This is a genomic window from Bradyrhizobium denitrificans (assembly GCF_013179005.1).
In the GTDB taxonomy this organism is placed as follows: domain Bacteria; phylum Pseudomonadota; class Alphaproteobacteria; order Rhizobiales; family Xanthobacteraceae; genus Bradyrhizobium; species Bradyrhizobium denitrificans.
In genome coordinates, this window is record NZ_JABFDP010000029.1 from 45,073 (window position 1) to 69,239 (window position 24,167).

The 24,167-nt window shown below is 61.4% G+C and carries 28 protein-coding genes; 10 read left to right on the top strand and 18 right to left on the bottom strand.

Annotated elements, in window-relative coordinates; genetic code table 11:
- Positions 1-26: 26 nt before the first annotated feature.
- The 15 genes from HL671_RS28910 to HL671_RS28980 all read right to left on the bottom strand — a co-directional run bounded on the left by HL671_RS28910 (position 27) and on the right by HL671_RS28980 (position 12,623).
- Positions 27-1,343, bottom strand: coding sequence for a type II restriction endonuclease (locus HL671_RS28910; RefSeq protein WP_106940469.1), 1,317 nt, complete (start codon positions 1,341-1,343; stop codon positions 27-29).
- A gap of 111 nt (positions 1,344-1,454) precedes the next feature.
- A complete protein-coding gene (locus tag HL671_RS28915) occupies positions 1,455-1,721 on the bottom strand; it encodes a PilZ domain-containing protein (protein WP_021078699.1) in 267 nt (88 codons plus the stop codon).
- 58 nt (positions 1,722-1,779) lie between these two features.
- Positions 1,780-2,388: a c-type cytochrome gene (locus tag HL671_RS28920; protein WP_021078698.1), complete on the bottom strand. Its 609-nt coding sequence runs from the start codon at positions 2,386-2,388 to the stop codon at positions 1,780-1,782.
- Positions 2,385-3,578: an OpgC family protein gene (locus HL671_RS28925; RefSeq protein ID WP_106940470.1), complete on the bottom strand. Its 1,194-nt coding sequence runs from the start codon at positions 3,576-3,578 to the stop codon at positions 2,385-2,387. Before HL671_RS28925 ends, HL671_RS28920 begins: the two co-directional genes overlap by 4 nt.
- 102 nt (positions 3,579-3,680) lie before the next feature.
- Positions 3,681-4,010: a four-helix bundle copper-binding protein gene (locus tag HL671_RS28930; RefSeq protein ID WP_021078696.1), complete on the bottom strand. Its 330-nt coding sequence runs from the start codon at positions 4,008-4,010 to the stop codon at positions 3,681-3,683.
- Between the two features lie 28 nt (positions 4,011-4,038).
- Complete coding sequence (locus tag HL671_RS28935) at positions 4,039-5,967, bottom strand: multicopper oxidase domain-containing protein (RefSeq protein WP_021078695.1); 1,929 nt, start codon at positions 5,965-5,967, stop codon at positions 4,039-4,041.
- Positions 5,968-5,997: 30 nt separating this feature from the next.
- Positions 5,998-6,327 (bottom strand): DUF305 domain-containing protein, encoded by a 330-nt coding sequence (locus tag HL671_RS28940; RefSeq protein WP_021078694.1) that lies wholly within the window; start codon positions 6,325-6,327, stop codon positions 5,998-6,000.
- Positions 6,328-6,636: 309 nt separating this feature from the next.
- Complete coding sequence (locus tag HL671_RS28945) at positions 6,637-7,623, bottom strand: FkbM family methyltransferase (protein WP_021078693.1); 987 nt, start codon at positions 7,621-7,623, stop codon at positions 6,637-6,639.
- Positions 7,624-7,698: 75 nt separating this feature from the next.
- Entirely contained in the window at positions 7,699-8,001 is a 303-nt protein-coding gene (locus tag HL671_RS28950; RefSeq protein WP_021078692.1) for a copper-binding protein, read from the bottom strand.
- 25 nt (positions 8,002-8,026) lie between these two features.
- The gene (locus HL671_RS28955; RefSeq protein ID WP_021078691.1) at positions 8,027-8,524 is read right to left on the bottom strand and encodes a cupredoxin domain-containing protein; all 498 of its coding nucleotides are present in this window, start codon (positions 8,522-8,524) and stop codon (positions 8,027-8,029) included.
- Between the two features lie 43 nt (positions 8,525-8,567).
- A complete protein-coding gene (locus tag HL671_RS28960) occupies positions 8,568-9,941 on the bottom strand; it encodes a multicopper oxidase family protein (RefSeq protein WP_021078690.1) in 1,374 nt (457 codons plus the stop codon).
- A gap of 10 nt (positions 9,942-9,951) precedes the next feature.
- The gene (locus HL671_RS28965; RefSeq protein WP_021078689.1) at positions 9,952-11,418 is read right to left on the bottom strand and encodes a TolC family protein; all 1,467 of its coding nucleotides are present in this window, start codon (positions 11,416-11,418) and stop codon (positions 9,952-9,954) included.
- A gap of 9 nt (positions 11,419-11,427) precedes the next feature.
- Positions 11,428-11,718 carry a hypothetical protein gene (locus tag HL671_RS28970; RefSeq protein WP_021078688.1) on the bottom strand — a complete coding sequence of 97 codons (291 nt, stop codon included), beginning with the start codon at positions 11,716-11,718 and terminating at the stop codon, positions 11,428-11,430.
- Positions 11,719-11,795: 77 nt separating this feature from the next.
- A complete protein-coding gene (locus HL671_RS28975; protein WP_021078687.1) occupies positions 11,796-12,263 on the bottom strand; it encodes a hypothetical protein in 468 nt (155 codons plus the stop codon).
- Between the two features lie 84 nt (positions 12,264-12,347).
- Complete coding sequence (locus HL671_RS28980) at positions 12,348-12,623, bottom strand: metal-sensitive transcriptional regulator (RefSeq protein ID WP_021078686.1); 276 nt, start codon at positions 12,621-12,623, stop codon at positions 12,348-12,350.
- A 53-nt stretch (positions 12,624-12,676) separates the two neighbouring features.
- Between HL671_RS28980 and HL671_RS28985 the strand changes: the two genes are divergently transcribed.
- Positions 12,677-15,118, top strand: coding sequence for a heavy metal translocating P-type ATPase (locus HL671_RS28985; RefSeq protein WP_021078685.1), 2,442 nt, complete (start codon positions 12,677-12,679; stop codon positions 15,116-15,118).
- 211 nt (positions 15,119-15,329) lie between these two features.
- Entirely contained in the window at positions 15,330-16,226 is an 897-nt protein-coding gene (locus HL671_RS28990; protein WP_021078684.1) for an NAD(P)/FAD-dependent oxidoreductase, read from the top strand.
- A gap of 120 nt (positions 16,227-16,346) precedes the next feature.
- Here HL671_RS28990 and HL671_RS28995 read toward each other — a convergent pair whose 3' ends face one another.
- A complete protein-coding gene (locus tag HL671_RS28995; protein WP_021078683.1) occupies positions 16,347-16,652 on the bottom strand; it encodes a hypothetical protein in 306 nt (101 codons plus the stop codon).
- Between the two features lie 142 nt (positions 16,653-16,794).
- Here HL671_RS28995 and HL671_RS29000 point away from each other — a divergent pair, with 142 nt between their 5' ends.
- A complete protein-coding gene (locus HL671_RS29000; RefSeq protein ID WP_021078682.1) occupies positions 16,795-16,992 on the top strand; it encodes a hypothetical protein in 198 nt (65 codons plus the stop codon).
- Between the two features lie 175 nt (positions 16,993-17,167).
- Here the strand turns inward: HL671_RS29000 and HL671_RS29005 are convergent, their stop codons facing one another.
- A complete protein-coding gene (locus tag HL671_RS29005; protein ID WP_021078681.1) occupies positions 17,168-18,430 on the bottom strand; it encodes an IS256 family transposase in 1,263 nt (420 codons plus the stop codon).
- 224 nt (positions 18,431-18,654) lie between these two features.
- Between HL671_RS29005 and HL671_RS29010 the strand changes: the two genes are divergently transcribed.
- Positions 18,655-18,861: a hypothetical protein gene (locus tag HL671_RS29010; protein WP_021078680.1), complete on the top strand. Its 207-nt coding sequence runs from the start codon at positions 18,655-18,657 to the stop codon at positions 18,859-18,861.
- Positions 18,862-19,121: 260 nt separating this feature from the next.
- Here the strand turns inward: HL671_RS29010 and HL671_RS29015 are convergent, their stop codons facing one another.
- Positions 19,122-19,568 carry a MerR family transcriptional regulator gene (locus HL671_RS29015; protein ID WP_021078679.1) on the bottom strand — a complete coding sequence of 149 codons (447 nt, stop codon included), beginning with the start codon at positions 19,566-19,568 and terminating at the stop codon, positions 19,122-19,124.
- Positions 19,569-19,830: 262 nt separating this feature from the next.
- Here HL671_RS29015 and merB point away from each other — a divergent pair, with 262 nt between their 5' ends.
- The 6 genes from merB to HL671_RS38075 all read left to right on the top strand — a co-directional run bounded on the left by merB (position 19,831) and on the right by HL671_RS38075 (position 24,148).
- Positions 19,831-20,544, top strand: a complete 714-nt coding sequence (merB, locus tag HL671_RS29020; protein ID WP_106940472.1) for an organomercurial lyase — start codon at positions 19,831-19,833, stop codon at positions 20,542-20,544.
- A 205-nt stretch (positions 20,545-20,749) separates the two neighbouring features.
- On the top strand, positions 20,750-21,169 hold the full coding sequence (locus tag HL671_RS29025) for a mercuric transporter MerT family protein (RefSeq protein ID WP_021078677.1): 420 nt from the start codon (positions 20,750-20,752) through the stop codon (positions 21,167-21,169).
- Between the two features lie 37 nt (positions 21,170-21,206).
- A complete protein-coding gene (locus tag HL671_RS29030) occupies positions 21,207-21,503 on the top strand; it encodes a heavy-metal-associated domain-containing protein (protein WP_021078676.1) in 297 nt (98 codons plus the stop codon).
- Between the two features lie 146 nt (positions 21,504-21,649).
- Positions 21,650-23,086, top strand: a complete 1,437-nt coding sequence (merA, locus tag HL671_RS29035; protein WP_021078675.1) for a mercury(II) reductase — start codon at positions 21,650-21,652, stop codon at positions 23,084-23,086.
- A 223-nt stretch (positions 23,087-23,309) separates the two neighbouring features.
- On the top strand, positions 23,310-23,585 hold the full coding sequence (locus HL671_RS39020; RefSeq protein ID WP_021078674.1) for a recombinase zinc beta ribbon domain-containing protein: 276 nt from the start codon (positions 23,310-23,312) through the stop codon (positions 23,583-23,585).
- Positions 23,585-24,148 carry a hypothetical protein gene (locus tag HL671_RS38075; RefSeq protein WP_021078673.1) on the top strand — a complete coding sequence of 188 codons (564 nt, stop codon included), beginning with the start codon at positions 23,585-23,587 and terminating at the stop codon, positions 24,146-24,148. Before HL671_RS39020 ends, HL671_RS38075 begins: the two co-directional genes overlap by 1 nt.
- Positions 24,149-24,167: the final 19 nt, after the last annotated feature.

Sequence of the window (24,167 nt, forward strand, 5' to 3'; positions counted from 1 at the left end):
GTGTCGTAGCTTGCGGTCGGCAAGAGTCAGCAGCCTGAAACATTGCCGGTGGCGTCTTGCGCGGTCGACATGATCGGCCTGATCAGCCGAGCAATCGCCAGGATTCCCTTGATGCCGTTTCCAAAGCGGGCAATGGCGTCGCGGTGGTCCCGCAACTCGCTGTATGGCAGATAACGAAGGTTGAGTTCGGCGACCCGTGAGAACGCCGGCCTGGCAAACTGCGCTCTAACTTCGCCCTCGCGGTCGTCCGGAGCCACGAGGAAGAAGTTGCGCGCTGCGGCACCATCGATGCCCAGCGCAAGGTCGAGCATCCGGACGATGCCGGAATAGATGCTGGTGGTGTGTTCGACTTCGAACGCGGCAGCCACATCGCCGCCTTGTTCGATCCAGAGCACGTGGATGAGACGAATAGCGTCCGCAGCGCCGGCCTCGGCCAAGGCCGCGGGCAAGCGGTCGAGACAGCCGTTCGCCAGCCGCCCGTCCTTGTAGGACCGCGCTCCGTCGTTCGAGGCTATCCACACCTGGAATCCAAGGGCTAAACCCAGGTCCCGCAGCCACCCTTGGATCTCGGTATGGGTATGGTCCGCCTCACGGGCTGCTGCCACCGCTTTCGAAGACGCTGCGGATTCCGCGCGGACCTGATCGAGATCGGACCTCCAGCGATCGAGGGAGCCGTCTTCTTGACGTTCCGGAAGCGGATAGCGTCCGGTGCCGACCTCGAACAGGAACGCCGCCGCGGCTCCGAGATCGTTGGAAAGCAAATTCCGATACTGCGAGTTCAGCGCCAGGACTCCTCGGCGCATGGCGAGATACTGCTCCCAACGGCCCAATTTCACGTCCGCTCCCGTCAGGGCATTGTATCCTCTCACGATGGCGGTGTTGAACGGCGGCGCGATCGTCGGATGCAGGAAATACAGCAGATTTGCGGCTGCGGGACCGAGCCCCTTGATGGTCGCCCGGTCGAGCTTCTGGATCGCTTCGATCACGTGTTCCTCGGTATTGCAGCAAAGACAGGTATCGAGGAAATTCCCGAAGGCCACCTGGTTAGGCCGATTTTCGTAGATGTCCGGGATACGGAGCTTCGGTTTCCACATGAATGCATGGTCGGCGCCCTTGAAGACCTGCCGCTGCTCGGCGATCGAATCCAGCACCGTTTCGAGCGATGAGCCGCGATAGGCGTTTCCGAACGTGTCAGCCTTGATCTCGGCCATCACCTCCTGAAGTCCGCGCCTGATAGATCGGAAATTTTTTATCCGCGCGTCCCACAGAAACCACGTCCGGTACGTCCCCGCCTCGTCATTCCTCCAATGCCGTATAAGATCTCCGACCCAAGCCTGCTCCATTCGCTAAACCACCCGTTCTAACTTCGGCGGCAGGCCATTCGGCCTCGCGCCCGGTACCCGAACTCTCGTTCAAGCTCAACCAATATACCGGACTTATCCCTTTCCGCACAGCTAAGACGACACTTCGGGCTTGTCCTTCCGGTCTACAAACCGGACGCCGATCCGCTTCTCCTTCCGCCAGACCACCCGGCATCGGCGGCCGCCGCCTTCGAGCTCAAGAACAACGGAATCTGGAATTCCGATCGGCGACGCCACCTCGAGCGAGGCACCACTGTCCGAAAGGTTCCGGACGGTACAGCTAATGGCCCCTCCCCCGAAGGAAATCGTCGCGGCCTTCAGGACTTTGTGACGCGGCGCAGACCTGTTGTCGTCTTCCATCCACATCCTCCACCTGTCTTCGGCCGACGATAGGCCGCTGTCGGCTCAGTGTTTGTGTTCACCCTTTTGCTCGGTTGGCATCGACATCCCGGCCCCGGGCTTCTTGCCATTGTTTTCCGGCTTCTTGCCGTCCCCCTTGTCCATGGAACTCCATCTCTTCGTCCGGAGGCGCCCTCGCGACCATGTCCTTGTAGTGCTCGGCAGATAGGCCGGGCAGCTTGGTGACGAATGCGACGATGCTCCAGATGGTCGCATCGTCATGTCCGAGACCCCACGCCGGCATGCCGCTCATTTTCAATCCATGTTTCGTGACCCAGAAAACGGTCTTGGGATCGAAACGCTGTTCGGAAAGATTGGGCGGCTTCGGGTAGAGGCCGGGCCGAATTTCCGAATCCGATTGCTCGGGCGCAAGGTGGCAATTCACGCACATCGCCGCATACTGTCCCGCTCCCTTCAAAACGAGTTGCTCGTCCTGAAGGTCGGGTAGCTCGATCCGGCCGGCGCGTACCGCGATGGAGCGGTTGCGAACGGTCTCCATTACCCTTCGGGTGATTTCCCAATGCGGCGTGTCCGCGCCGACATCGTAGAAGCCGTAGCCCACGTAGAATAGAATTCCGCCAAATAGAGCCACCGCAGCGAGGACCGCAACACCCAACCGTCTCGTCATTTAGCATCCACCTTTTGGTCTGTTGAAGGTTCTCGCCGACGAACGTCAAGTACGGCGGTTCGTTTTGCGGATGACGGCGGCCGGTCCAGCGAACGCGACCAGTTCCGGTAGAAAGCGACGCACGTCATGAGCGCCAAGCCGCCCGCGCTGACCGCGACTTGAGCGGCCAACCCATCCGAATACATTTCAAGGATGAAGTGGCCGACGAACGACAGAAAGATACCGACGCAGAACACTTCGAGGGACCGCTGGCCGCAGACGATCAACGGCTGCAGCGCCGCGGATCGCAGCCCGCTCCAATCGGACGGAACCAGACGAACCACGATGACGGCCACCGCAAGGAAGTGCAGCACCCGGTAAGGCGCGAGGTTCGTCTTGTCGTTCGGGACGAACCATTCGAGCATGCCGGTCGGCAGAAACGCTGTCGTCTCGAAACGGTCAGCGAGCGTCACGACAGCGGCAAAGACGACGAAAGCGATGCTCGCTGCAAGGACGGCACGGGACCGCGCCAGTACCTGCATACGCGCGCGACCGCCCAGGGCCGCCCACGCACCCAGCGTGAACAGAAGCTGCCAGGTGAACGGATTGAAGTACCAGTCGCCGGAAGGATATGCCGAGAAATTCCAACCGAATAGACGTGCAGACAGGTAGACCGAGATCGAAGCCGCCAACGCCGCATTCGGCCACCGCATCATGACGATCAGCAGCGGCGGGAAACCGGCCATCAGAACGATGTAGAGAGGAAGGACATCCAGGTTCAGCGGCTTGAACTTCAGCATCAACCCTTGCGTAAGCGTGGCGACCGGCTGCTCGATGAGGCCGGCGACATTGAATTCGTCGAGAAGGTGCGAATGCCCGTAGCGCTGTGCCACGTAGCCGATCGCCGCGGCGTAGAAGACGAACAGCAGGACGTGGGCGACGTATAGCTGCCAAACGCGCCGCATCAGCAGAGCCGTTCCGGCGAGCATTCCTTGTGCGGATATCCTTCGAGCGTACACGAACGCCGCCGTGTACCCGGAGATGAAGACGAAGATGTCGGCGGCGTCGCTGAAACCGTAGTTTCTCGTCGTCAGCCAAGCGATCGAGTTGTTGGGGATATGGTCGAGAAATATCGCCCAGTTTGCCAGACCGCGAAACAGGTCGAGACGCAGATCCCGCCCTCGCGGCGAAACGGCCTTGGAAGCTGGCATCGAACTCTTGATATTGTCCGACGATGCTGGCTCCGACGAAGCCACTGTCGTCGACGGTTCGTCAGGCCGCGATATTCTGACCGGCTGCAAAGACGGCATCGATTAGCCTGCCATCGCCCGGCAACTTTCGGCACAACGCGTACATGCCGTCACGCAGTCGTCCATCCCGCCGACGCGCTCGCAGTCCTTGGCGCATTCGGTGCAGATCTCGGCGCACTCCTCGCAGACGTGCGCATGGTGAGGCGAATTGAGAAGCATGAAGTGCGCCGCAGTTCGGCATATCTCGGCACACGCCATCATCAGTCTGATGTGCTTCGGTTCGACGTGCTTCCCGCCGGACTCCAGGCAGTGGGTCATCGCCGTCCCGAGACACATCTGGTAGCAGCGCAGGCATTCGTCGATGCACGCCTGCATCTCCTTGCTCGTCTTCATCTCATTCTCTCCTTTGTTTTCCGTTGGCCTACTGGACGTTGAGGACAAGCATCAGGCCGCCGCCGCCGTGCTGCTCAACGTTGTTGTTGGCTGTGTGATGCGGGATGTGGCAGTGCACCAGCCATTTGCCCGACTTTCGTGCCGTCCAGACCACGTCGTAGCGCTGCCCGGGACCGACGTTGACTGTGTCCGCCTGGTATCGCGCGCTTTCCTTGAGGTTCACCCCGTCCACGGCTACGACTTCGAACGGTCCGCCGTGCACATGCATGGGATGCACGAAGTTGTTGTTCGTCCCGATGAAGCGAAGTTTGATGGTCTGTCCGACCTTCATGGCGACCGTGTCGGTCGAGGGGTATGCCTTGCCGTTGATCGTGAAGTAGTTCGGAAGCGCCCCTTCCATCAGCATCGCCGGATAGGTCAGCCATTCGCGCTTCAGCCACTCCTGTAGCTGGATCGCGTAATCGAGGTCGGCCTTCACCTCGGCCGAGGGGTCCTTCGGCGCGATCAGCAGCGCCCCGTAGAGCCCGAGCGCCTGCTGGCGGTCCGGATGATCGTGGCTGTGGTAGAAGTACGTGCCGCTCTGGCCCACGTCGAATTCGTAGGTGTAGGAGCCGCCCGGCGGCACCGGGTCTTGGGTGACGTTGGCCGGCCCGTCCATCTCATTCGGGACGATCAGTCCGTGCCAATGAACCGTGGTGCTTTCTGGAAGCGCATTACGGAAGTTGATGCGGACATGATCCCCCTCCGTCACCTGCAGCCGCGGTCCCGGGACCTGACGATTGTACGCGTAGGCCTCGACCGCCACGTCCGGAAGGATGTTCCATCGGATGATCTCGGCCTTGATGTCGAAGACCTTGACCCCGTTCTCGATGCGCGGCGCAAGGACCTTGTCGCCCCTCGCGTCGGGCGCCGCCACGTAAGCGACTTGACGCGGCTTCACGGCGGCCATGTCCTTCATAGCCTCGCCGGGCAGATCGAAGGTGTTGATCATCCCCGGCGGCATGATGGAGCCGTCGACGTCGCGGGCGCTGAGACCGAGGTTGACGGAAAACCCCGGTATCACCATTCCGGAGATCAGAAGGAACGACGTCACGCCGGCGAGCGCCGCCAACTGTGGAGTCGTCGCGTCGCCGCCCATCTGATGGCCCCCGCCAGGGGACGCTTCGCGGTCGCCCGACTTTTTTGCTTTCTGTTGTCCCCCATGTCCCTCCATGTGGCTCATCTGCTCATCCGACATTTGACCCGTCTCGGACTTCATTCCGGACATGTCGCGTTGTTGGCCGGCTGCCTCCGGCCGTTCGGTCATCAGGCCGTGCTTGACCTTCTTCTTCACCATCCAGACGTTGAACGGATAGGCCGTCGTGAATCCGACCATGACACCGAGAGACATCACGCCCCAGAAGACGAATTCGAGCGGATCCATGGCGCGCATGTCGCGGCCCATCATCAGCAGGCTCATCGTCGGCGCCATTCCCGCCATCATCGCGTTCATGCTGATGAATTCCGGCATGAAGCTCTTGCGGACATTTTCCCAATAGGTGCCGCCCATCATCTTCTTCATGAAGAGGGACTGGAAAATGAACAGACCGAACGAGAAACCGGCAATGTATTCGACGATAAGGTCGATCCACATCGGGAGGCCCAGCAGTGCCGTCACGGTCGCCGCCAGAATGATGCCGGTGGCATCCCCCGCAACGCAGTGAATAGTGCTCCCGACGCCCTGCTTCCAGAGGGGCGATGTGAAGTGCTCATGCTCCCCTGGACGGGGCTCCTTGTCCGCGAGCACGTAGAGCAGCAATCCGAACGGGCCCATGTAGAGGGTGACCAGGATGAAACCCCACTTCATCACCGTCGGCTCGGGATTGCCGTTGAACTGGTCGAACGCGACGTAGGCCGTAGAGCCCGCCGCGAGGACGAACCATGCGATCAGAAAATAATCGTAGGGAAGTGCGATCATGGAGTCCTCGCGGTCAGGTGTTCAGGCTGTTCAGCCGCCGTGCTTGCCGATCCAGTCCTTGAGCATGGTCTGCTCTTTGGTCTGATCCTTGACCGTCTTCTCGGCCATTTCGCGGATCATCGGGTCTTTAGTCTCCTTCAGCACCGTCTGCGACATCTCGATCGCGCCCTGATGGTGAGCGACCATCATCTTCGCCCACGCCTTCGTAGGGTCGGGATCCATTCCCTTCTTCATGTCGGCATTCATTTTTTCCATGGACTTTGTGTAGGCCGGACCGGCGTCGTCGGCGTACGAAGGCATCGATAGCGCAAACAGCACCGCGACAGACGCGGCCGAAATCTTCAGGATGTTTCGTGACATCTCATTCTCCATTGTTTGAAAACACATTCGCAAACGGCCGGCACAAATTGTTGTTCCGCGGATGTGGCGACGACATTTCCGGCTTTGGCGACGAGCGTTTGCACAAGCGCGAGCACGCGTTGTCGACAGGACCTCGCCGGACTGAGCATCTTCCATAAGAGTGAATTCATGGCCGACGTGCGCGGCAGACCTCCTGCAATTTCAGGCAACGGCATGTCGCCGCGGCGGGCGGAAAAGCACTTTCCGGACAGCCTGGGTATTTGCTAAGCCTGTCGTGCTGCGGCGGCGATGCGAGCTGGGTCGAACCGATCATCGGTACCTCCACGTCGCAGCGAGCAGTCGCTCTTCCCACAATGCGCTGGAGGTAGCGAAGACATTGTAGCCGACCCACGGATGCCTCTTGATCGAATCCAGCCGCTTGATTCCGTCGAGACGGTTGAACCGGCACGCCCTGGGATCGAACACAAATACTCTGAGCGACATCTCTTCGAGGAGGTGACGCGTGATGCCATGCGTCGTGTCGGATCCGTGCTCCTCACAGATGACCACGCAATCGCGGTGCATCAGCCGTTCCGCGCCGGTCAGCGCTTCGATTTCCACGCCTTCCACATCGAGCTTGACCACCACCGGAAGCGATGCATCGACGAGCCCGCCCGCAACCAGGCTGTCCAGCGAAACGACAGTTACGGCGTCCGGCTCGTTTTCGGTCAGCCTGAGGGTCTCCAAGGCTTCATGCCTTGCGCCCGTGATCCTCACAAAACCGGCCGCCTGTCCACCGACCGCGGCGTTGAGCCATCGGAAACGGTCGCCGTTCAGGAGCGCGTTCGCGCCAAGCCGTTTCGCGTTTTCCGGAGACGCTTCGATGGCGAGCGTGGGCTGCCTGCCGAAAGGCCGGCTGGACGCCAGCACGGACCAGTAACCGAAGTTCGCCCCGCAGTCGACGAAGGAGTACCTGAGGTCTGCCGCGCACCTTAAGAAGGCTTCGATCTCCTCTTCATAATCGTATCTCGGATTAAGCATTCTGCTCCAGTATCCGTCGCAGAACGGGATGGCGAAGTCGGCATCCTCGTTCAACCGGACGATGATGTCGCGATCGGCAACGACAGTCGCGACCGCCTTGCAACCGTGCCTGTAGCCGCGATGTCCGTAAGGTCGCGTGATGACGGATCCGGCCTGAAGGGCCAGCACCGCAACGCGGTCGATCACGCCGGCGCCGCTCAGCCTTCCGCTCTTGCGATCGAAAGCGAGCGGTCGTTCGGACGCAACTCCGTCAGCCTGGCGCAACGATGCCTCCATCCATTCCCTCCAAGGTCCGCTTCTCGACCCGGTGCCGCCGGCTCACGCAGCGCGGCGGCACCGGCCGTTCCGGGGTTACTTGCCCTTCTGCATCTTCGTGATCGTGATGCCGGCGGTCGCCCGTTCGGCTTCGAACTGGACCTTGTCGCCGACCTTGACCTGCTTGAGCATCCCCGGGTCCTGCACCCGGAAGACCATGGTCATGCCGTCTTCGTCCATATCGAGATTCTTGATGGGGCCGTGCTTCAACGTGATCTTGCCGGCGGTCTCGTCGATCTTCTTCACCTCGCCGTTGACCATGGCGTTCTGGGCGAACGCCGCGGTCGAAATTGTTGCCAAAACGACGGCGAAAACTGCTGCTGCAAGTTTGTTCTTCATGATGTTTTCCTTGGTTTTGTCGGGATCACTTGACGACGATCGTACCGACCATGCCGGCTTCGCGATGACCCGGGATCAGGCACGAATATTCGAACTCTCCGGGCTTGCTGAACTTCCAGACGATCTCGTCGGTCTTCTTGGGGGCAAGCCGCTTGCCGTTCGGGTCGTCGTGCTCCATGTCGGGGTTCTTCTTCATGGCCTCCGCATGCTTGAGATTTTCGGCGGTCGTCGCCAGGATGAATTCATGGTCGAGTTCACCGTTGTTGCGGAGCATGAACTTGACCTGCTCGCCCGTCTTGATCTCCAGTTTTGCGGGCATGAACATCATCTTCCCGTCCATCTCGCCCATGGTCACCTGAACGATCCGGGCGGGCTTCTTGGCATCGCCGGGCTCGCCCGCGGAGAACGTCTCGTCGTGGCTGTGGCTATGTCCGGCCGGACCCTCGCCCGCCCAAACGGCGGTACCGCCTGCCAGCAGTAAACCCGCGATTGCCGAAGCGACGGCTTGATTGATGGTCTTCATTAGTCTTCTCCTGTCTGATGTTGAGTTCGAAAAGGCGTCCGGATCACATGCCCTTCATGCCTTTCATTCCTTTCATGCCCTTCATTTGCGTCGTCCCGCCTTCCTCCTTGCCGCCGTTCTGGCGGGGAGCCGCTGAGGCGGGCGCATCGACTTCGTATGCGACCGTGCCTTGCGGATTTTTGTAGGGACCCGGGTCCTTGTAATCGTCGCGGGCCATTCCTTCCCGGATCTTCATGACGGAGAACATGCCGCCCATTTCGATGGGGCCGAACTGGCCGGAGCCCGACATCATCATGAGCGTGTTGTCCGGCATCGGCATCTCCATCTCGCCCATGGCCATTCCTGTCGAACCCATCACCATCGCGTCCGGAGCAAGCTTGCCGACAGCCTTGGCGAGATCCTTCTTCGACACACCGATCATGTTGCGCATGTCGTGCCCCATCGAGTTCATGGTGTGGTGCGACTTGTGGCAGTGGAACGCCCAGTCGCCGGGATTGTCAGCGAGCACGTCGAAGGCGCGGACCGCTCCGACGGGAACGTCGGTCGTCGTCTCCGGCAACTGCGCGCTTTCTGGCACCCAGCCTCCGTCTGTGCAGGTCACCGCGAAGCTGTGCCCGTGGAGATGGATCGGATGGTTGGTCATCGTGAGATTTCCGATGCGCACGCGCACCTTGTCCCCGAGGCGGACGGGCAGCGGATCGATGCCGGGAAACACGCGGCTGTTCCAAGTCCACATGTTGAAGTCGGTCATCTCGTTGACCTTCGGCAGATAGGTGCCGGGATCGATGAGATACGTGCTCATGATGAAGACGAAGTCGCGGTCGACCGGCCGGAAGGTCTGGTCCCGGGGGTGGACAATGAACATGCCCATCATGCCCATCGCCATCTGCACCATCTCGTCCGAGTGCGGGTGGTACATGAACGTCCCGCTCGTCTTGATCTGGAATTCGTAGACGAAGGTCTTGCCGGGTTTGATGTGAGGCTGGTTGAGGCCGCCCACCCCGTCCATGCCGTTCGGTACGATCATGCCGTGCCAGTGCACGGTGGTATGCTCGGGCAGCTTGTTGGTGACGAAGATCCGGACCTTGTCGCCTTCGACCGCCTCGATGGTCGGACCGGGCGATTGCCCGTTGTATCCCCACAAGTAGGCCTTCATGCCCTCAGCGAACTCGCGCACGACCGGTTCGGCGACGAGATGGAATTCCTTCCAGTCCCCGTTCATCCGCCACGGCAGCGACCATCCGTTCAACGTCACGACCGGCCGATAGTCCGGACCGGACGTCGGATGCAGCGGCGGCTGCATTACCGCCTTTTCCATGGAGGGCGCTTCCGGAATGTTGGCCGCCTGCACCCGGCCGCTCACTGCGCTCGCGCTTATCAGCGCGGCCGTTCCGATGAATCCTCTACGCGATAGCATGATTGTCTCCTTAATGGCCGCCGCCCCCGCCGGCCTGGGCGGTGGTGGTCTGACGGGGTTGGTTCTGGGACTCTCCGGAGCCGCCGCCGTTGACGACCGTCTGAAGGTCGGACTGGGCGAACCAGAAGTCTCGCTTGGCCTCGATTCCGGCGCGCAGCGATGCGATGCGCTGGCGCGCCTCGGTCAGCAGCGCGAAAACGTCGATCTGCATGCTCGAGAAGCGTAGCTGCATCTCTTCGGTGATGATCTTGCGCAGCGGCAGCACTTCACGCTGGTACTGGCCGGCGATTTCGTAGGTCGACCTGTAGACGCGGTAGGCGTCCCTTGCCTCAGAACGTACGTTGATCGCCTTTTCGGTCAGGCGGTTGAACGACTTATTGTAGGTCTCGGCAGCCTGCCGGACCCGCACCTCGCCGCCGTCGAAGATCGGAATCTGGAACTGGATGTCGAAGCCGCGTTCGCGGAAGGGCGCACTTTCGGGATCGCGCGTCTTGCGGTCGATCCCCGCCACATCGAGGAGCGTCACGAACCGGCTCGCTTCCGTTAGATTGAGAGATTTCGCGAGGGCGTCGAGTTCGATCCGCGCGATCTGCAGGTCGATGCGGTGGCTGACCGCATCGACCTCGATCAACGGGAGCGCCGAGGGATGCCGGGGCAACGCCGGCAACGTGCCGGGAATCCGGAAGGCCAGGTCGCTTCCCCAAAGCCCCATCAGACGCGCGAGGCGTTCCCGCGAGCTCGCCGCCTCCTGGCGTATCGATCCGAGTTCGGCCGTGGTCTCGGCATAGAACACCTGCTCGCGCGCCTGGTCGAGCTTGTTGAGCGATCCGGTCTGGCCGAGTTTGAGGGCTAGTTGGGCCGTGGATTCCGCGGTGGATTTGGCGTCCGCGAGAAGTCCGATGAGTTCGTTGGCGGCGACCGCGCGGTAATAGGACCGTCTGACTTCCGCGGCGAGCCGCAGCGTCTCGAGGGCGGCCCGCAACTGCGCCTGCCGGAAACGTTGACGTGCGATTTCCGAGCGGAACGGCAGGGTGGCGAGCGCCAGAATGTCGCCGACGACCTGCCGTTCGATCTCGACGGCTCCGTTGCCCGATATTCGCGAAATCGAGAACGTGGGATTGGGCGGCAGGCTCTCCTGGACGAGGTCCGCTTCCGCCAGCGCCAGTTCGTTGTAGGCCGCCTGAAGGCCCCGGTTGCTGAGGAGCGCGACCTGGACCGCGGTTTCGACGTTCAGGGTCCGGCGCAGCAGCCGCTTGACCGCATCGTTCGCGACCACGACATCGTCGGCGGTCCGGATCGAGATCACGTCCTTCTTGATGGTGCCGCCGGCGATGTCGGCCACCGCCGTCATGCCGCCGTCCGGAGAGAACGTTGCGCAACCCGAGAGCAGCAGCGCGGCTGACAGCGACGATAACGCCGTTCTGGCCCCGGTGGCGCCCGTCGCGCGTCGCAGTCGGATGAAAAGTGTTTCTGTCATGGCGTCCTCCTACTGCTCGGATTTGGGCGTGGGAGTTACGCGCTGGTTCTGTTCTTTCCAGCCGGATGGCGCGGTCGGCCGCATGCTTGTGTAGGGCGCGATGCCGGAGCGGTAGCTGACGCCGGCGACCGGCACGTTCGGGTCGGCCGGATCCGCACCGACGAGCGGAACGGTCGGAATGCATCCCCCGAGCGACCACGTCGCGGCGGTCATCCCCACGATTGCCCGAAATCTATTGCCTAATATCCTCTTCACCACCGACCGGACGGCGGCGAGAATCGCCCCAAGCTGCGCAAACATTATCTTTTCCTGAACTGACGATGGACCACAGGCGCGCGAGCCCTCGACAGGCACGGCACCGCGTAGCTTCGATCAGGTCAGGAAATGGGGGGGCGATAGTGCCGGGGGGGAGCCTTGTCGGCGACGTTCAGGTAACCTTCGACTTCGCAAAGCGCCGTCGGAGCGGAAGGCGTCACGATGTCGACGACCTTCGCCGGAAGAGCGGTCACGCACATCAGCCCGCAGCACTCCCCGCCGGATTTATGCGGAGCTTTTTCGGGAGCCGACTTCGAATCCGATGCCACCGACATCGAATGGTCACCGCCGCCGGAATGTGCCGGCGCAGCGGCATGATCATGGATCTGGCCGTCGTCGTGCAAATGTTGCGGCTCGGAATGGACATGAACCATTCCGGGAACGTGGTTCTCGTCCGTCAGGCACGGCGCGGGCGCGTGGACGCCGGGCAGCGCGTAGGAGATCGTCGGCGCCAGTACGCAAAGCAGATAGGCTAGGGCTACCAGCCACCCTGCCCTTGTTCGCTTCGTTCTGGTCAACCGGACGACCATGCAGACATCAACGCCTTTTCGCACCAACACTCGGGAGCATAGCGGCGAAGATCGCGGCCGCCAAGATGGAACTTTTGGTGTCGCTCATCGGTCAGCCCGGCCGATGACCGCCATTAATTCGGCGATCTTCTTCCTCTGGTCTGTTTTGTCGCCGCTCGCGATGGCGTGTTCGACGCAGTGGGAGACGTGGTCCCTCAGGACTTCCTCCTCGACCCGTCGCAGCGCGGCACGGACCGCCGAAATCTGCGTGACGATATCGATGCAGTAGCGCTCCTCGTCCACCATTTTGGAGAGGCCGCGCACCTGGCCCTCGATCCGGCCGAGGCGTTTCTGACAGGATACCTTGATGTCTTTCCGCATGGGTCTTATATACCCCTACACGGTATGGGTTGCAAGTAGGCAAGGAGCTCGAAATGGCCAGCGAACAGAAGGCGATGTCCCGAGGCGGATGCGGATGCTCGTCAAAGGCGGTCGCCGCCGGTCCTGAAACGCCGGTCAAGAAGAGCGGGTGCTGCGGGGGCGGAGACGCGCACGACCATAATCATCACGCTGCGGGCAGAGCCGGCGTCGTAGACCCGGTCTGCGGCATGACCGTCGATCCCGCAACCAGCAAGCATCGCTTCGACTTCAGGGGCGTCACCTACCATTTCTGCTCGGCCGGCTGCCAAACTACGTTCGCCGCCGCTCCGGAGCGATACCTCGATAAGGCGAACGCAGCGCCGCAGCACGCCGACGTCCCGGAGGGCACGGTCTACACCTGCCCCATGCATCCGCAGATCCGTCAGATCAGACCCGGAAGCTGCCCGATCTGCGGGATGGCGCTGGAGCCCGAACTGGTCAGCCTCGACGACCAACCCAACCCCGAACTGGCCGACATGACCTGGCGCTTCTGGGTGGGGCTCGCGCTGGCGCTGCCGGTCATTGTACTCGAGATGGGCGGCCATCTGGTCGGCAGCCACGGCTGGATCGACCAAAACCCCTCGAACTGGATCCAACTCGTCTTCGCCACGCCGGTCGTTCTCTGGGCCGGATGGCCGTTCTTCGTGCGCGGCTGGCAGTCGCTGGTCACCCGAAACCTGAACATGTTCACCCTGATTGCGATGGGCGTGGGCGTCGCCTTTGCCTACAGCGTCGTCGCCACCGTAGCGCCGGGCATCTTCCCGTCCGCATTCCGAAGCCACGGCGGCGCGGTGGCGGTCTATTTCGAGGCCGCTGCGGTGATTACCGTTCTGGTCCTGCTCGGCCAGGTGCTGGAGCTTCGAGCCCGCGAGGCCACCTCCGGCGCGATCAAGGCCCTGCTGGATCTGGCGCCCAAGACCGCCCGCCTCGTCGACGAGAACGGGGCGGACCGAGAGGTCCCGATGGACGGCCTGAACGTCGGCGACAAGCTGCGGGTCCGGCCCGGGGAAAAGGTCCCGGTGGACGGCGTCATCATCGAAGGCCGCTCGTCCCTCGACGAGTCGCTGGTGACCGGCGAGTCCATGCCGGTCTCCAAGGAGAGCGGCGCCAAGGTGATCGCCGGCACCCTGAATCAATCGGGCGGGTTCGTGATGCGGGCCGAGAAGGTCGGCCGTGATACCCTTCTTTCCCAGATCGTGCAGATGGTGGCGCAGGCGCAGCGTTCCCGCGCTCCCATCCAGCGTCTCGCCGACCAGGTCGCCGGCTGGTTCGTGCCGGCCGTGATTGCGGCGGCTCTCGTCGCCTTCGGCGCCTGGGCGCTGTTCGGCCCGGAGCCGCGGCTCGCGTTCGGACTGGTTGCGGCCGTGAGCGTCCTGATCATTGCCTGCCCTTGCGCCCTCGGACTTGCGACGCCGATGTCGATCATGGTCGGCGTCGGACGCGGAGCCCAGGCCGGCGTCCTGATCAAGAATGCGGAAGCGCTCGAACGGATGGAAAAAGTCGATACGCTGGTCGTCGACAAGACGGGAACGCTGACCGAAGGCAAGCCGAAGGTGGTCGACATCATCCCTGCGCAGGGATTCGACGAAGCGGAAATTCTGAAGCTTGCGGCGAGCGTCGAACGGTCCAGCGAACATCCGCTCGCCGACGCGATTGTCCGGGCGGCGAAAGAACGGAATCTGGCTCTCGCCGATGTCCAGGAGTTCGATTCCCCGACCGGCAAGGGAGTTACGGGTAAGGTCGGCGGCAGGTCGGTCCTGCTCGGCAACTCCAATTTTCTGAAATCCGCGGGCATTAAAACGCAACTGTTGGAGACGCAGGCGGAAAAGCTGCGAGGCGACGGCGCGACGGTCATCAACGTCGCGGTCGACGGCAGACTCGCCGGCATTCTGGCAATCGCCGACCCGGTCAAGGCGTCGACGCCGGATGCACTGAAGTTGCTGGCCGCCGAAGGCATCAAGGTCATCATGCTGACCGGCGATAACCGTACGACGGCAAGCGCGATCGCGCGGCGGCTCGGCATTCCAGACGTCGAGGCGGAGGTGCTTCCGGATCAGAAGAGCGCCGTCGTCAGCAAGCTCCAGCAGGAAGGCCGCGTCGTCGCGATGGCGGGGGATGGCGTCAACGACGCCCCTGCCCTCGCGGCGGCGGACGTGGGAATCGCCATGGGTACCGGAACGGATGTCGCGATGGAGAGCGCCGGCGTCACCCTGCTGAAGGGCGACTTAGGCGGCATCGTCCGCGCCCGGCGTCTTTCTCAGGCGACGATGAGCAACATCCGGCAGAACCTGTTCTTTGCTTTCATCTATAACGCGGCGGGAATTCCGATCGCGGCGGGCATCCTGTATCCGACGTTCGGATTGCTGCTCTCCCCGGTCATTGCCGCTGCCGCAATGGCGCTCTCGTCCGTGAGCGTTGTCGGCAACGCGCTGCGGCTGCGAGCGGTTCGGATATAGCTGAAAGAGTGCTGAATTGCCCCGCAGTGCGGGGAGCGCGATGACGCTGCATTCTCCTTTCCGACCTCATTGTCGGGGCCGGTCCGTACGAAGCGAAATATCTCGGACCTGGCCCAGACGGCTGTGCCAATTTCGCAATCCAGGGCGCGTCGGGGCAGAGGAACACCCGTGACGGGTCTTTCGACATTGATGCAGTAGAAAAGGTTCGACGATGACAACCAAACTCGACTGCCTGGTAATCGGCGGTGGCCCTGCCGGCCTTACCGCTGCAATATATCTGGGCCGTTTTCGGCGCAATTTCGTCGTCGCGGACGCCGGTGCCAGCCGGGCCCTTTGGATTCCGAAATCACATAATCATGCCGGCTTTCCGGAAGGAGTAACCGGCAGCGAACTGGTGGGCCGTATGCGCTCGCAAGCCGTGAAATATGGAGCGCGTATCGTTTCAGGCACCGTATCCGAACTTGAGCACTTGCCGGACGGAACGTTTGAAGCAACACTCGAAGGCACACAAGTCAGTGCACAAACCGTCCTGCTCGCCACAGGCGTGATCGACAAGGAGCCGGCGCTTCCTAACCTCTTCGATGCGGTTCAGAAAGGCCTCATCCGCCACTGCGGAATTTGTGACGGATACGAAGTGATCGACCACAAAATTGCGGTCATCGGCCATGGCGAAACCGGTCTCGGTGAAGCGCTTTTCCTGAGGACCTACACGGCCGACATCACGCTGTTCTCGCTGGGCGAGCCGCTAAGGCTCGATAGCGCGCAGCGGCAAAAAATGCATGCCGCCGGCATCAAGGCCGTCGAAGAGGCGGTCACGCAAGTCGAAATCGATGAGGGCAAGATCGTTGGGCTCACCATGAACCGTCACGGTACGCTTGCGTTCGATACCCTCTACTCGGCTTTAGGCTGTGCCCCGCGATCATCTCTAGCGGGCGCACTGGGAGCGGCTCTCGATAATCACTGCGTGGTTGCCGACGAGCACCAGCGAAGCACGGTCGCGAACTTTTTCGTTGCGGGAGACGTCGCGAAGGGTGTCGACCAAATCAGCGTCGCAATGGGACACGCTGCTGCCGCAGCAACAGCCATTCATAACTCGCTGCGCGAATAGCCCCTTCGTGGGGCTATCGTCCAGGATCGGTGCCATTATCGTCAGGCCGATCAGGCACGGTGACGGCGCTGCTGCGCGCAGCCACGAAAGTGTGCACCGTCGCCGGACATAAGACCCCGCTCACCAGTGATGGTGATGATGGCCGAAACCGCCGCCGAAACCGAAGCTGATGCCGGGACCGTAGCCATAACCGTATCCCGGACCGTAGGCATAACTAGAATAGCCGGGCTGCACGTAGTAGCGCCGCTGAACATACCGTCGGGAATTGTAGCACCGCCCGTACCTGTCGCAAATGAGGTGAACATTTTCCACGAGCGGTTCGGGCAGCGCAGCGGTGGTCATCTTCGCCAAAGGAAGAGCCGAGGCGGGAGCGCATACCGCAATAGTTAACAGCGCCGCAGCGCCTATGAGCGGAAAACGAGACATAGGATCCTCCCCTCTTTGTAATCGTAGAGAGGAAAGCCGCCACTCCGAAATAAGTTCCCTCAGGCGGTTCGCTTCGCATGGAGGGAACTCCCTCACACGTCTCGCATTGGTTCACGTGATCATCATTAACTCGGAGATGAATATGAACAGGGTGTTGCTCGTTATAGCGTTCGCCTTCGTCAGTTCTGCCGCTGCGGCTGTTGCCCTTCCGGTCGGAAGTCAACCTGGCATGACAAACGCCGGAGCCGAAGTTGTCCAGATTAAGCAAAAGAAGGCCAAAAGCGACGCGAAGAAAATGAAGGGCATGAAGGGCATGGACCATTCCAAGATGAAAATGTGATTCACTTGCTCTCGGAATTCCATCGGGCGCGCCAAATGGCGCGCCCTTATTATATAAAACCGCTGACGCATCGGAATTTATGACGAGAAGACGAACTGATCGCTGCTGTAATTTTAGCCCCTAAACTACTCGCGCCTTGGAGCTATCGCCAAATCTTGGTGACGGCCGGGGCCGGTCAGGCGGCGGCGGTTGCGGGCTGACGATCAATCGGCTTTGCGATGACCTCGATCCCGTTGTTGAATGTCACACCGAGAACGAGTTTTGGCAACTGGTTATGACCGTCGAGACGGCGCCAGCTTTTTTGGGCGCCCTCGATCAGTTTGAAGACCATCGTGAGCGCGGTCCTGTTGGATAGACAGCCCTTCGATCGGATCATGCGGTGGCGCACGGTGGCGAAGGTGCTTTCAATGGGGTTGGTGGTCCGTAAGTGTTTCCAATGCTCGGCCGGGAAGTCGTAGAATGCCAGTAGCGTATCTCGATCCTTGCTCAGGCAGTCGGCCGCCTTGTCGTATTTCAACGCGTAGCTCTCGATGAATGCCTCGAACGCCAGTTCGGCGGCGGCCTTGGTTTCGGCCATCCAGACCTCCTGCAACGCGCGTTTGGCTTTCGGCTGCTGGCTCTTCGGCAACTTGGCGAGCACGTTCGCGGTCTTGTGCACCCAGCCGCGCTGCTCGCGCGTTTTCGGCCAGACCTCACCGGCAGCCTTCCAGAACCCGAGGGCGCCATCGGCGATGACGAGCCGCGGGGGCACGTCGAGCCCGCGCCGCTTCAGATCGAGCAGCAGATCGCGCCAGTCGTGCGCGCTCTCGCGGGCGCCATCGGTGAAGCCGACCAGTTCCTTGCGGCCTTCCGGCGTCGCGCCGATCAGCACGAGGATGCACTGCTTTTCGTCCTCCAGGCGTGCTTCGAGATGGATGCCATCCGCCCAGATGTAAACGTAGCGCTTCGCCGACAGATCGCGCTTCTGCCAAGCGGCTTGTTCGTCGAACCAGCCGTCCTTCAGGCGGCCGATGGCCGATGCCGACAACCCGGCAGCATCATTGCCGAGCAGTGCCGCCAACGCTATACCCTTCAGATAAAGGATCGGCAGCAGCGTCTCGATCGACTTCGACCGGCGCATGTAGGGCGGCAGGATCGACGGCGAGAACCGGATGCGCCCTGGATCGGCGGCGGCGGCTTCGCGGTCACGCACACGCGGCTGGCGGACGGCGACCGGACCGATACCGGTCATCACTTCGCGCTCCGGCAGATGACCGTGGCGGACCACCCGCTGCTGGCCGTCCCCGGTCTTCAAATCTGCATGCTTGTCGAGGAAGTCCGCGACCTCGGCCTCGACCGCCTTGGCAAGCAGCGCACGGGCTCCGTTGCGTAAGATTCCGGTGAGTTGATCGTCGAAGAATCCTGGCTGAATCAGCTTGATAACGTTATCCTGTGGCACGGCATATCGCTCCTTCGGTGGAGAAGTGGAGGCGTCAAGCACCCCCACGATATGCCGCCTTTCCGATTCCCACCGTCACCAACTTTCGGCGATAGCCCCCGCGCCTTGCTGGTTTCTCCTGCACCCTCAGAGCCGGAAGGTGAAATCCGAAGTTCCCTTCCGGCTCTCAAAATTACTCTTCAACCCAGTTCCGACCAGAACCGGCTCTAATCGTGGCGGTCGTCATGGCGATCACCGTGGCGAGTGTCGTGGTGAATGTCGTCGTGATGAGTATCGTGATGGTCATCACGATCTACTCGCACAACCGCATGGTCATCAACAAGACGCCGACTAGCCCGAGAGCGATGAATACTGCCCGGGATTGCGAAATAGAGGGACTTGAAAAGCCACGACAGGAGCCCCGCGGTCCCGGCCGCGCCCAGCGGCGCTGACGAGAACAGGCCCGCCGCAGCACAGCACCGCGAGCATGCGGGCAATTGCACCTATGGTGCGTTCGTTCATGGTGCCACGCCTCTCCGGGCCGGTCCACTCCTGTGGCCGTTCAGAAACAAAGTGCACCCTGTAGTACCTACACGTTCAAGAGGCTTGCGTTCACGATCGCAGGAGCCATCTCCGGAACGTCACGCGCGTCTGCCTGCCGGGAATAGATCGCCTTCAAAACGCTGAAGAGACGCGCGCCGAAGTGCCCGAACTACCTTGCCCAACGTATCGGCGCGCGCGCATCGAACAACGCGTCGATGATGGGACACTTGGGTATTTTCCCGCCCCCGCACTGAGAAGCCATCGTCTCGAGCACGACTTTGAGTTTCTTGAGATCCGCCATCTTTCGGCGGATCGCCTGCACGTGCTCGAGTGCCAACGCTTCAATCTGCCTGCACGTGTAATTGTCGCCATCCACCATTCTGAGCAATTCCCGGATTTCTTCGAGAGTGAAACCCAGATCGCGGCTTCGGAGGACGAAATGCAAGCGTCTGACGAGAGCTTGCCCGTAGAGGCGATGCCCGCCTTGACTGCGAGGCGGCGCCGGTAGGATGCCGATCTGCTCGTAGTACCGGATCGTTTCGATGTTGCAGCCGGTCTGGGCAGCCAGTGCACCGCGAGTCAGGAATTCGTCCCGGTTTGTCGTCTTGCTCCACATAGTATCCGCCTCGAACCTGTAATGACTACAGGTCAGATAGCGCCGACACCCGCCATTGGCAAGGACAACCCACCCCGGGCTGCGCGCGAAGTCGGACCGGAGGGTCCTTTGCGGCATCGCTCGCTGCGGCGAGCGTTTCGCGGAAAAGTGCCATCGCCACGAAATTCGCCCTTGAGCCTGTATTACCTACAGCCACTACGCTCTTCCGAGCTTGCCGAAAACCATCTACGGCACTGACGAAACATAGGAAGTAAATCACGTGATGAAGAGCGCTTCGCAGGGAGCCCCCAATAACACGAAGCCCGCATCGCGCGCTTTGGATCCGAACGCCGGCCGCCAAGCGTTCGACGTTTACTTGAGGCGGCGCGTTCTGACAGAGAATACTCCGGAACTGCAGAGACTGAGTGTCGAGCTCTTCAGATTGCTTGGTTGCGGCGTGCCGGTGACGCGCGAGCAACTCGGCATCGGGTGCGACCTTCCAACGGAACGCATCGACCAGCTTCTGCTCGAATTCCCGCCGACAAACTTTGGATTCGATGAACATGGACAGGTCATTGCATTTGGAGGCCTGAGCCTCGTTCCGACGCACCATCGCTTCCACACGGAAGACGCCGGGCTCTATACCTGGTGCGCTTTTGACGCGCTTTTTCTTCCGGAAATTCTCGGCAAGCCGGCGACCTTGGTCACGCACTGCCCCGGATCCGGGACCCAACTTACCGTCGAGCTGGCACCCGGCCAGTTGCGCTCGACGCCGCCATCCGGCTGCGTGATGTCGATCGTCGCGCCGGATAGCGACGCTTGCTGCGTCAATCTCCGAAGCGCGTTCTGCGACCACGTCAACCTGTTCAAGGACGAACGGACATTCACGGCCTGGTCGCAAGCCCGGCAGGAAGCACATGTAACGCTTCCGGAAGCGCAGATCTTTGCTCGGCAAAGAAACCCGGTGCGGTACCCCGATGTCGACTTGAGCGCCTGACACGCCGCTGAACTGGCATTGATGAAGACGCAGAGGATGCTGTAGGCCAATGAATATGCCGTAGTAGTCCGTCGAGTAGGGTTCAAGCGCAATTTCCTTGAGGCGCCGCCTCACAAAACCGTGTTGGCGGTTCCGAAAGTTCCGCTTGAACCTGTACTTGCTACAGGCCCCATAACACTACAAGGCGTCACGGAGGGCGCAGCACATGGACAAAATAGTGCAACAAAACTTCACTGGCGCAACGCCCTCCTCGCGTGAGGCCGATCGGGGGGATTCGTCGACCCGGACGGCCCGGCTGGCCTCTGTTGGCGGAATTTTGGCGGCGCTGGGCGCGGCATCGTGCTGCGTGGTACCATTTGCTCTTTTCACGCTCGGAATCAGCGGAGCCTGGATCAGCAACCTGACCGCGCTTGAACCCTATCAGCCGATTTTCGCCGTGGTTACCTTCGCCTTCCTCGGTTACGGGTTCTACCTCGTCTATCGCAAGCCCAAGGTGGACTGTGCCGAAGATTCCTACTGCGCCAAGCCGCGTTCCGGACGTACGGCCAAGATCGGCCTTTGGGTCGCCACCGTTCTGGTGATCGTGGCACTCGGCTTTCCAAAAATCGCACCGTTATTTCTTTAGTCTGTTGCCCAATCCAGAATCCAAAAGGAGAGAGATCATGATTCGTATCAGGATCGCCGCCGCTGCCCTCGCCATGGCGCTATCGCCGCTCGTCGCTCAGGCCGCTGAAAAGACTGTTGTCCTCAATGTCGATAACGGCACCTGCGAACTCTGCGCGCCGATCGTCAAGAAGACGCTGTCGCGGGTAAAGGGCGTCACAGCGGTCCAGGTCAAGGAAGCCAACGCGAACGCGAGCGCCGTCGCGACCGTCACCTTCGACGATGCGACCGCCGATGTTCCTACGCTGATCGCAGCGGCCACGAACGCCGGCTACCCCGCACACGTCAAGAACTGAAAAGCCCGTTTGGCTCGCCAAAAAGTAAAGGACGCTTCCGACAGCGGGCGCTCGGCTGGCGAGCCAAACGATTCCAAATAAGGTGGAGCGCCGTCCGTCGGCGAACGCGGCTTTCTCCGATCTAATTCAGTATCAGGAGTTTCACGATGACCGTTGGTGACTGTTGCGCTTCCGACGCGCCGAAAGCGAATGGCGGATATGATCTTGCCGTCATCGGCGCTGGCTCGGCCGGCTTCTCGGCCGCAATTGCCGCAGCGGAGCTTGGCGCCAATGTTGCGCTCGTCGGGCACGGGATGATCGGGGGCACCTGCGTCAATGTAGGCTGCGTCCCGTCGAAAACCATGATCCGTGCAGTCGAGGCAGTTCATCACGCGGAAACCGCATCGCGCTTTGCCGGCATCCGGACGGATGGCGGAATCGCGGACTGGGCCGCGGTCGTGCGGCAGAAGGATGAATTGGTGTCGTCGTTGCGGCAGGCGAAGTATTTCGATCTGCTGCCGAGCTACAACACGGTCGCTTATCGGGAAGGCCGGGCCCGGTTGACAAACGACGGCGTGATGGTGAACGGTGAGCCGATCAAGGTAGGCAAGGTCATCATCGCGACCGGCGCCGCTGCGGCGATGCCATCGATCCCGGGGATCGAAAATGTGCCGTATCTGACGAGCACGACGGCCCTAGAACTCGAGAAACTGCCGAAGTCCCTGCTGGTGATCGGCGGCGGTTACATCGGCTGCGAGCTCGGCCAGATGTTCGCCCGCGCCGGCGTCAAGGTGACGATCGCGGTACGCCGCCGTTTGTTGCCGGATGCGGAGCCGGAAATCAGCACCGCACTGACCAAATATTTCACCGAGGAAGGCATCGCCGTTCGCGAGGGGCTCTCATACCGGGAGATCCAACAAGCGCCGATGGGCATCGCGCTTTTGGTTTCAGCCCATGGCCGCGCCGAGACGATCACGGCCGAGCGTGTCCTCATCACGACCGGACGCCGGCCCAACACCGACGACCTCGGGCTTGCGGAAAGCGGTGTCGAACTTCTTTCGAACGGCGGTATCAACGTCGATGACCGCATGCGCACCTCAAAGCTTGGCGTCTATGCCGCCGGCGACGTCACCGGGCGCGATCAATTTGTCTACATGGCGGCTTACGGCGCCAGGATCGCGGCGGAGAACGCACTCAACGGCAACAGGAAACCCTACGATGCGACCGCCATGCCGGCAGTGGTGTTCACCGATCCGCAAGTTGCCAGCGTTGGCTTGACGGAAGCCGAAGCCGGCGCTCGAGGCTTAAAGGTAAAGACCTCTACTCTCGATCTGAAGTATGTTCCCCGCGCGCTGGCCGCGCGCGACACCCGCGGCCTGATCAAACTGGTCGCCGAGGCAAGTAGCGGACGGCTTCTTGGTGCGCACATCCTTGCGCCCGAGGGAGCAGATAGCATTCAGACCGCGGTGCTCGCGATCAAATGCGGCCTGACGGTCGAGCAACTCGCCGAGACGATCTTCCCCTATCTCACGACAGTCGAGGGATTGAAGCTTGCCGCGCAGACCTTCACTAAGGATGTCGCCAAGCTGTCCTGCTGTGCCTGATAGAGCAGCGCGTCGGCCGGGTCCATCGCAGAACCTGATTGGCGGCGAACCTGTGCGGCTGATCGGCGTGGCCGACATCGGCGCCGGCCGGCCACATAAGTTCACATGGTTGAATACATGATCCGCGGACACGTAAAGCGCGGCACCGGCATCATCAAAATCGGAGTGGATCGTCACCGAGGTTCTGGAACTCAGGATTATCGACGACAAACTCTGGCAGGCGGTGAAAGCGCGTCAGAGCGAGATCGCCGACAAATATGTCAATGTCGTCGAGACGGTGCGTGAGGCACAGTCGAACCGGCTGAACGGCTTGCACCGACCGAAGTCGCTGTTTTCCGGGTTGATCTATTGCGGCGTTTGCGGCGGCCCCTACTCGCTGCGCGGCCAGGACCGCTATGCCTGTGCGGCCCGTGTTACCAACGGCTCCTGCACGAACAGCCGCACGATCGCACAGGCTGACCTTGAGCAGCGCGTGCTCGCCGGCTCCAGGACCGGATGATGGCGCCGCAGATGGCAGCTGAGGCAATACGCGCTTACGCGGAGGAGACGAACGGGCTTAACCGCGAACGCCGCGCTAGTGGCGAGGGTCACCGCTCGGAGTTGGCGAAGATCCAGCGCACCTTGAAGCAAATGCTGAGTGTGATTGAAGGAGGCGGCCACACGCGCGGCATGACCGATCGCATGCGCGAATTGGAGGCCCGCGAGGACGTGCTGAAGGAAACTCTAGCGCAGGTGCCGGCAGATATTCCGGACATCCATCCGAACGTGTCGTGTGTCTATCGGATGAAGGTCGAGCGACTGGCGGAGGCGCTCAACAACCCCGAGGATCGTGGTGAGGCAGCGGAAGCAATCCGGGGGCTGGTTGAGAAAATTACGCTGCGCCCTGGCCCGAACCGCGGCGAAATCGACGCCACCTTACACGGCGAATTGGGCACGATCCTTGGCTGGATCGAAGCGCAAGTCATTGGAAAGACTCGGAAACGCGACACTCCCGCAGCTTTCGCTGCGGGAGTGTCGCGAGCGGGGACAGGATTTGAACCTGGGATTTCACGCAGTGAGTAAGACCTGAAACAATTAGTAC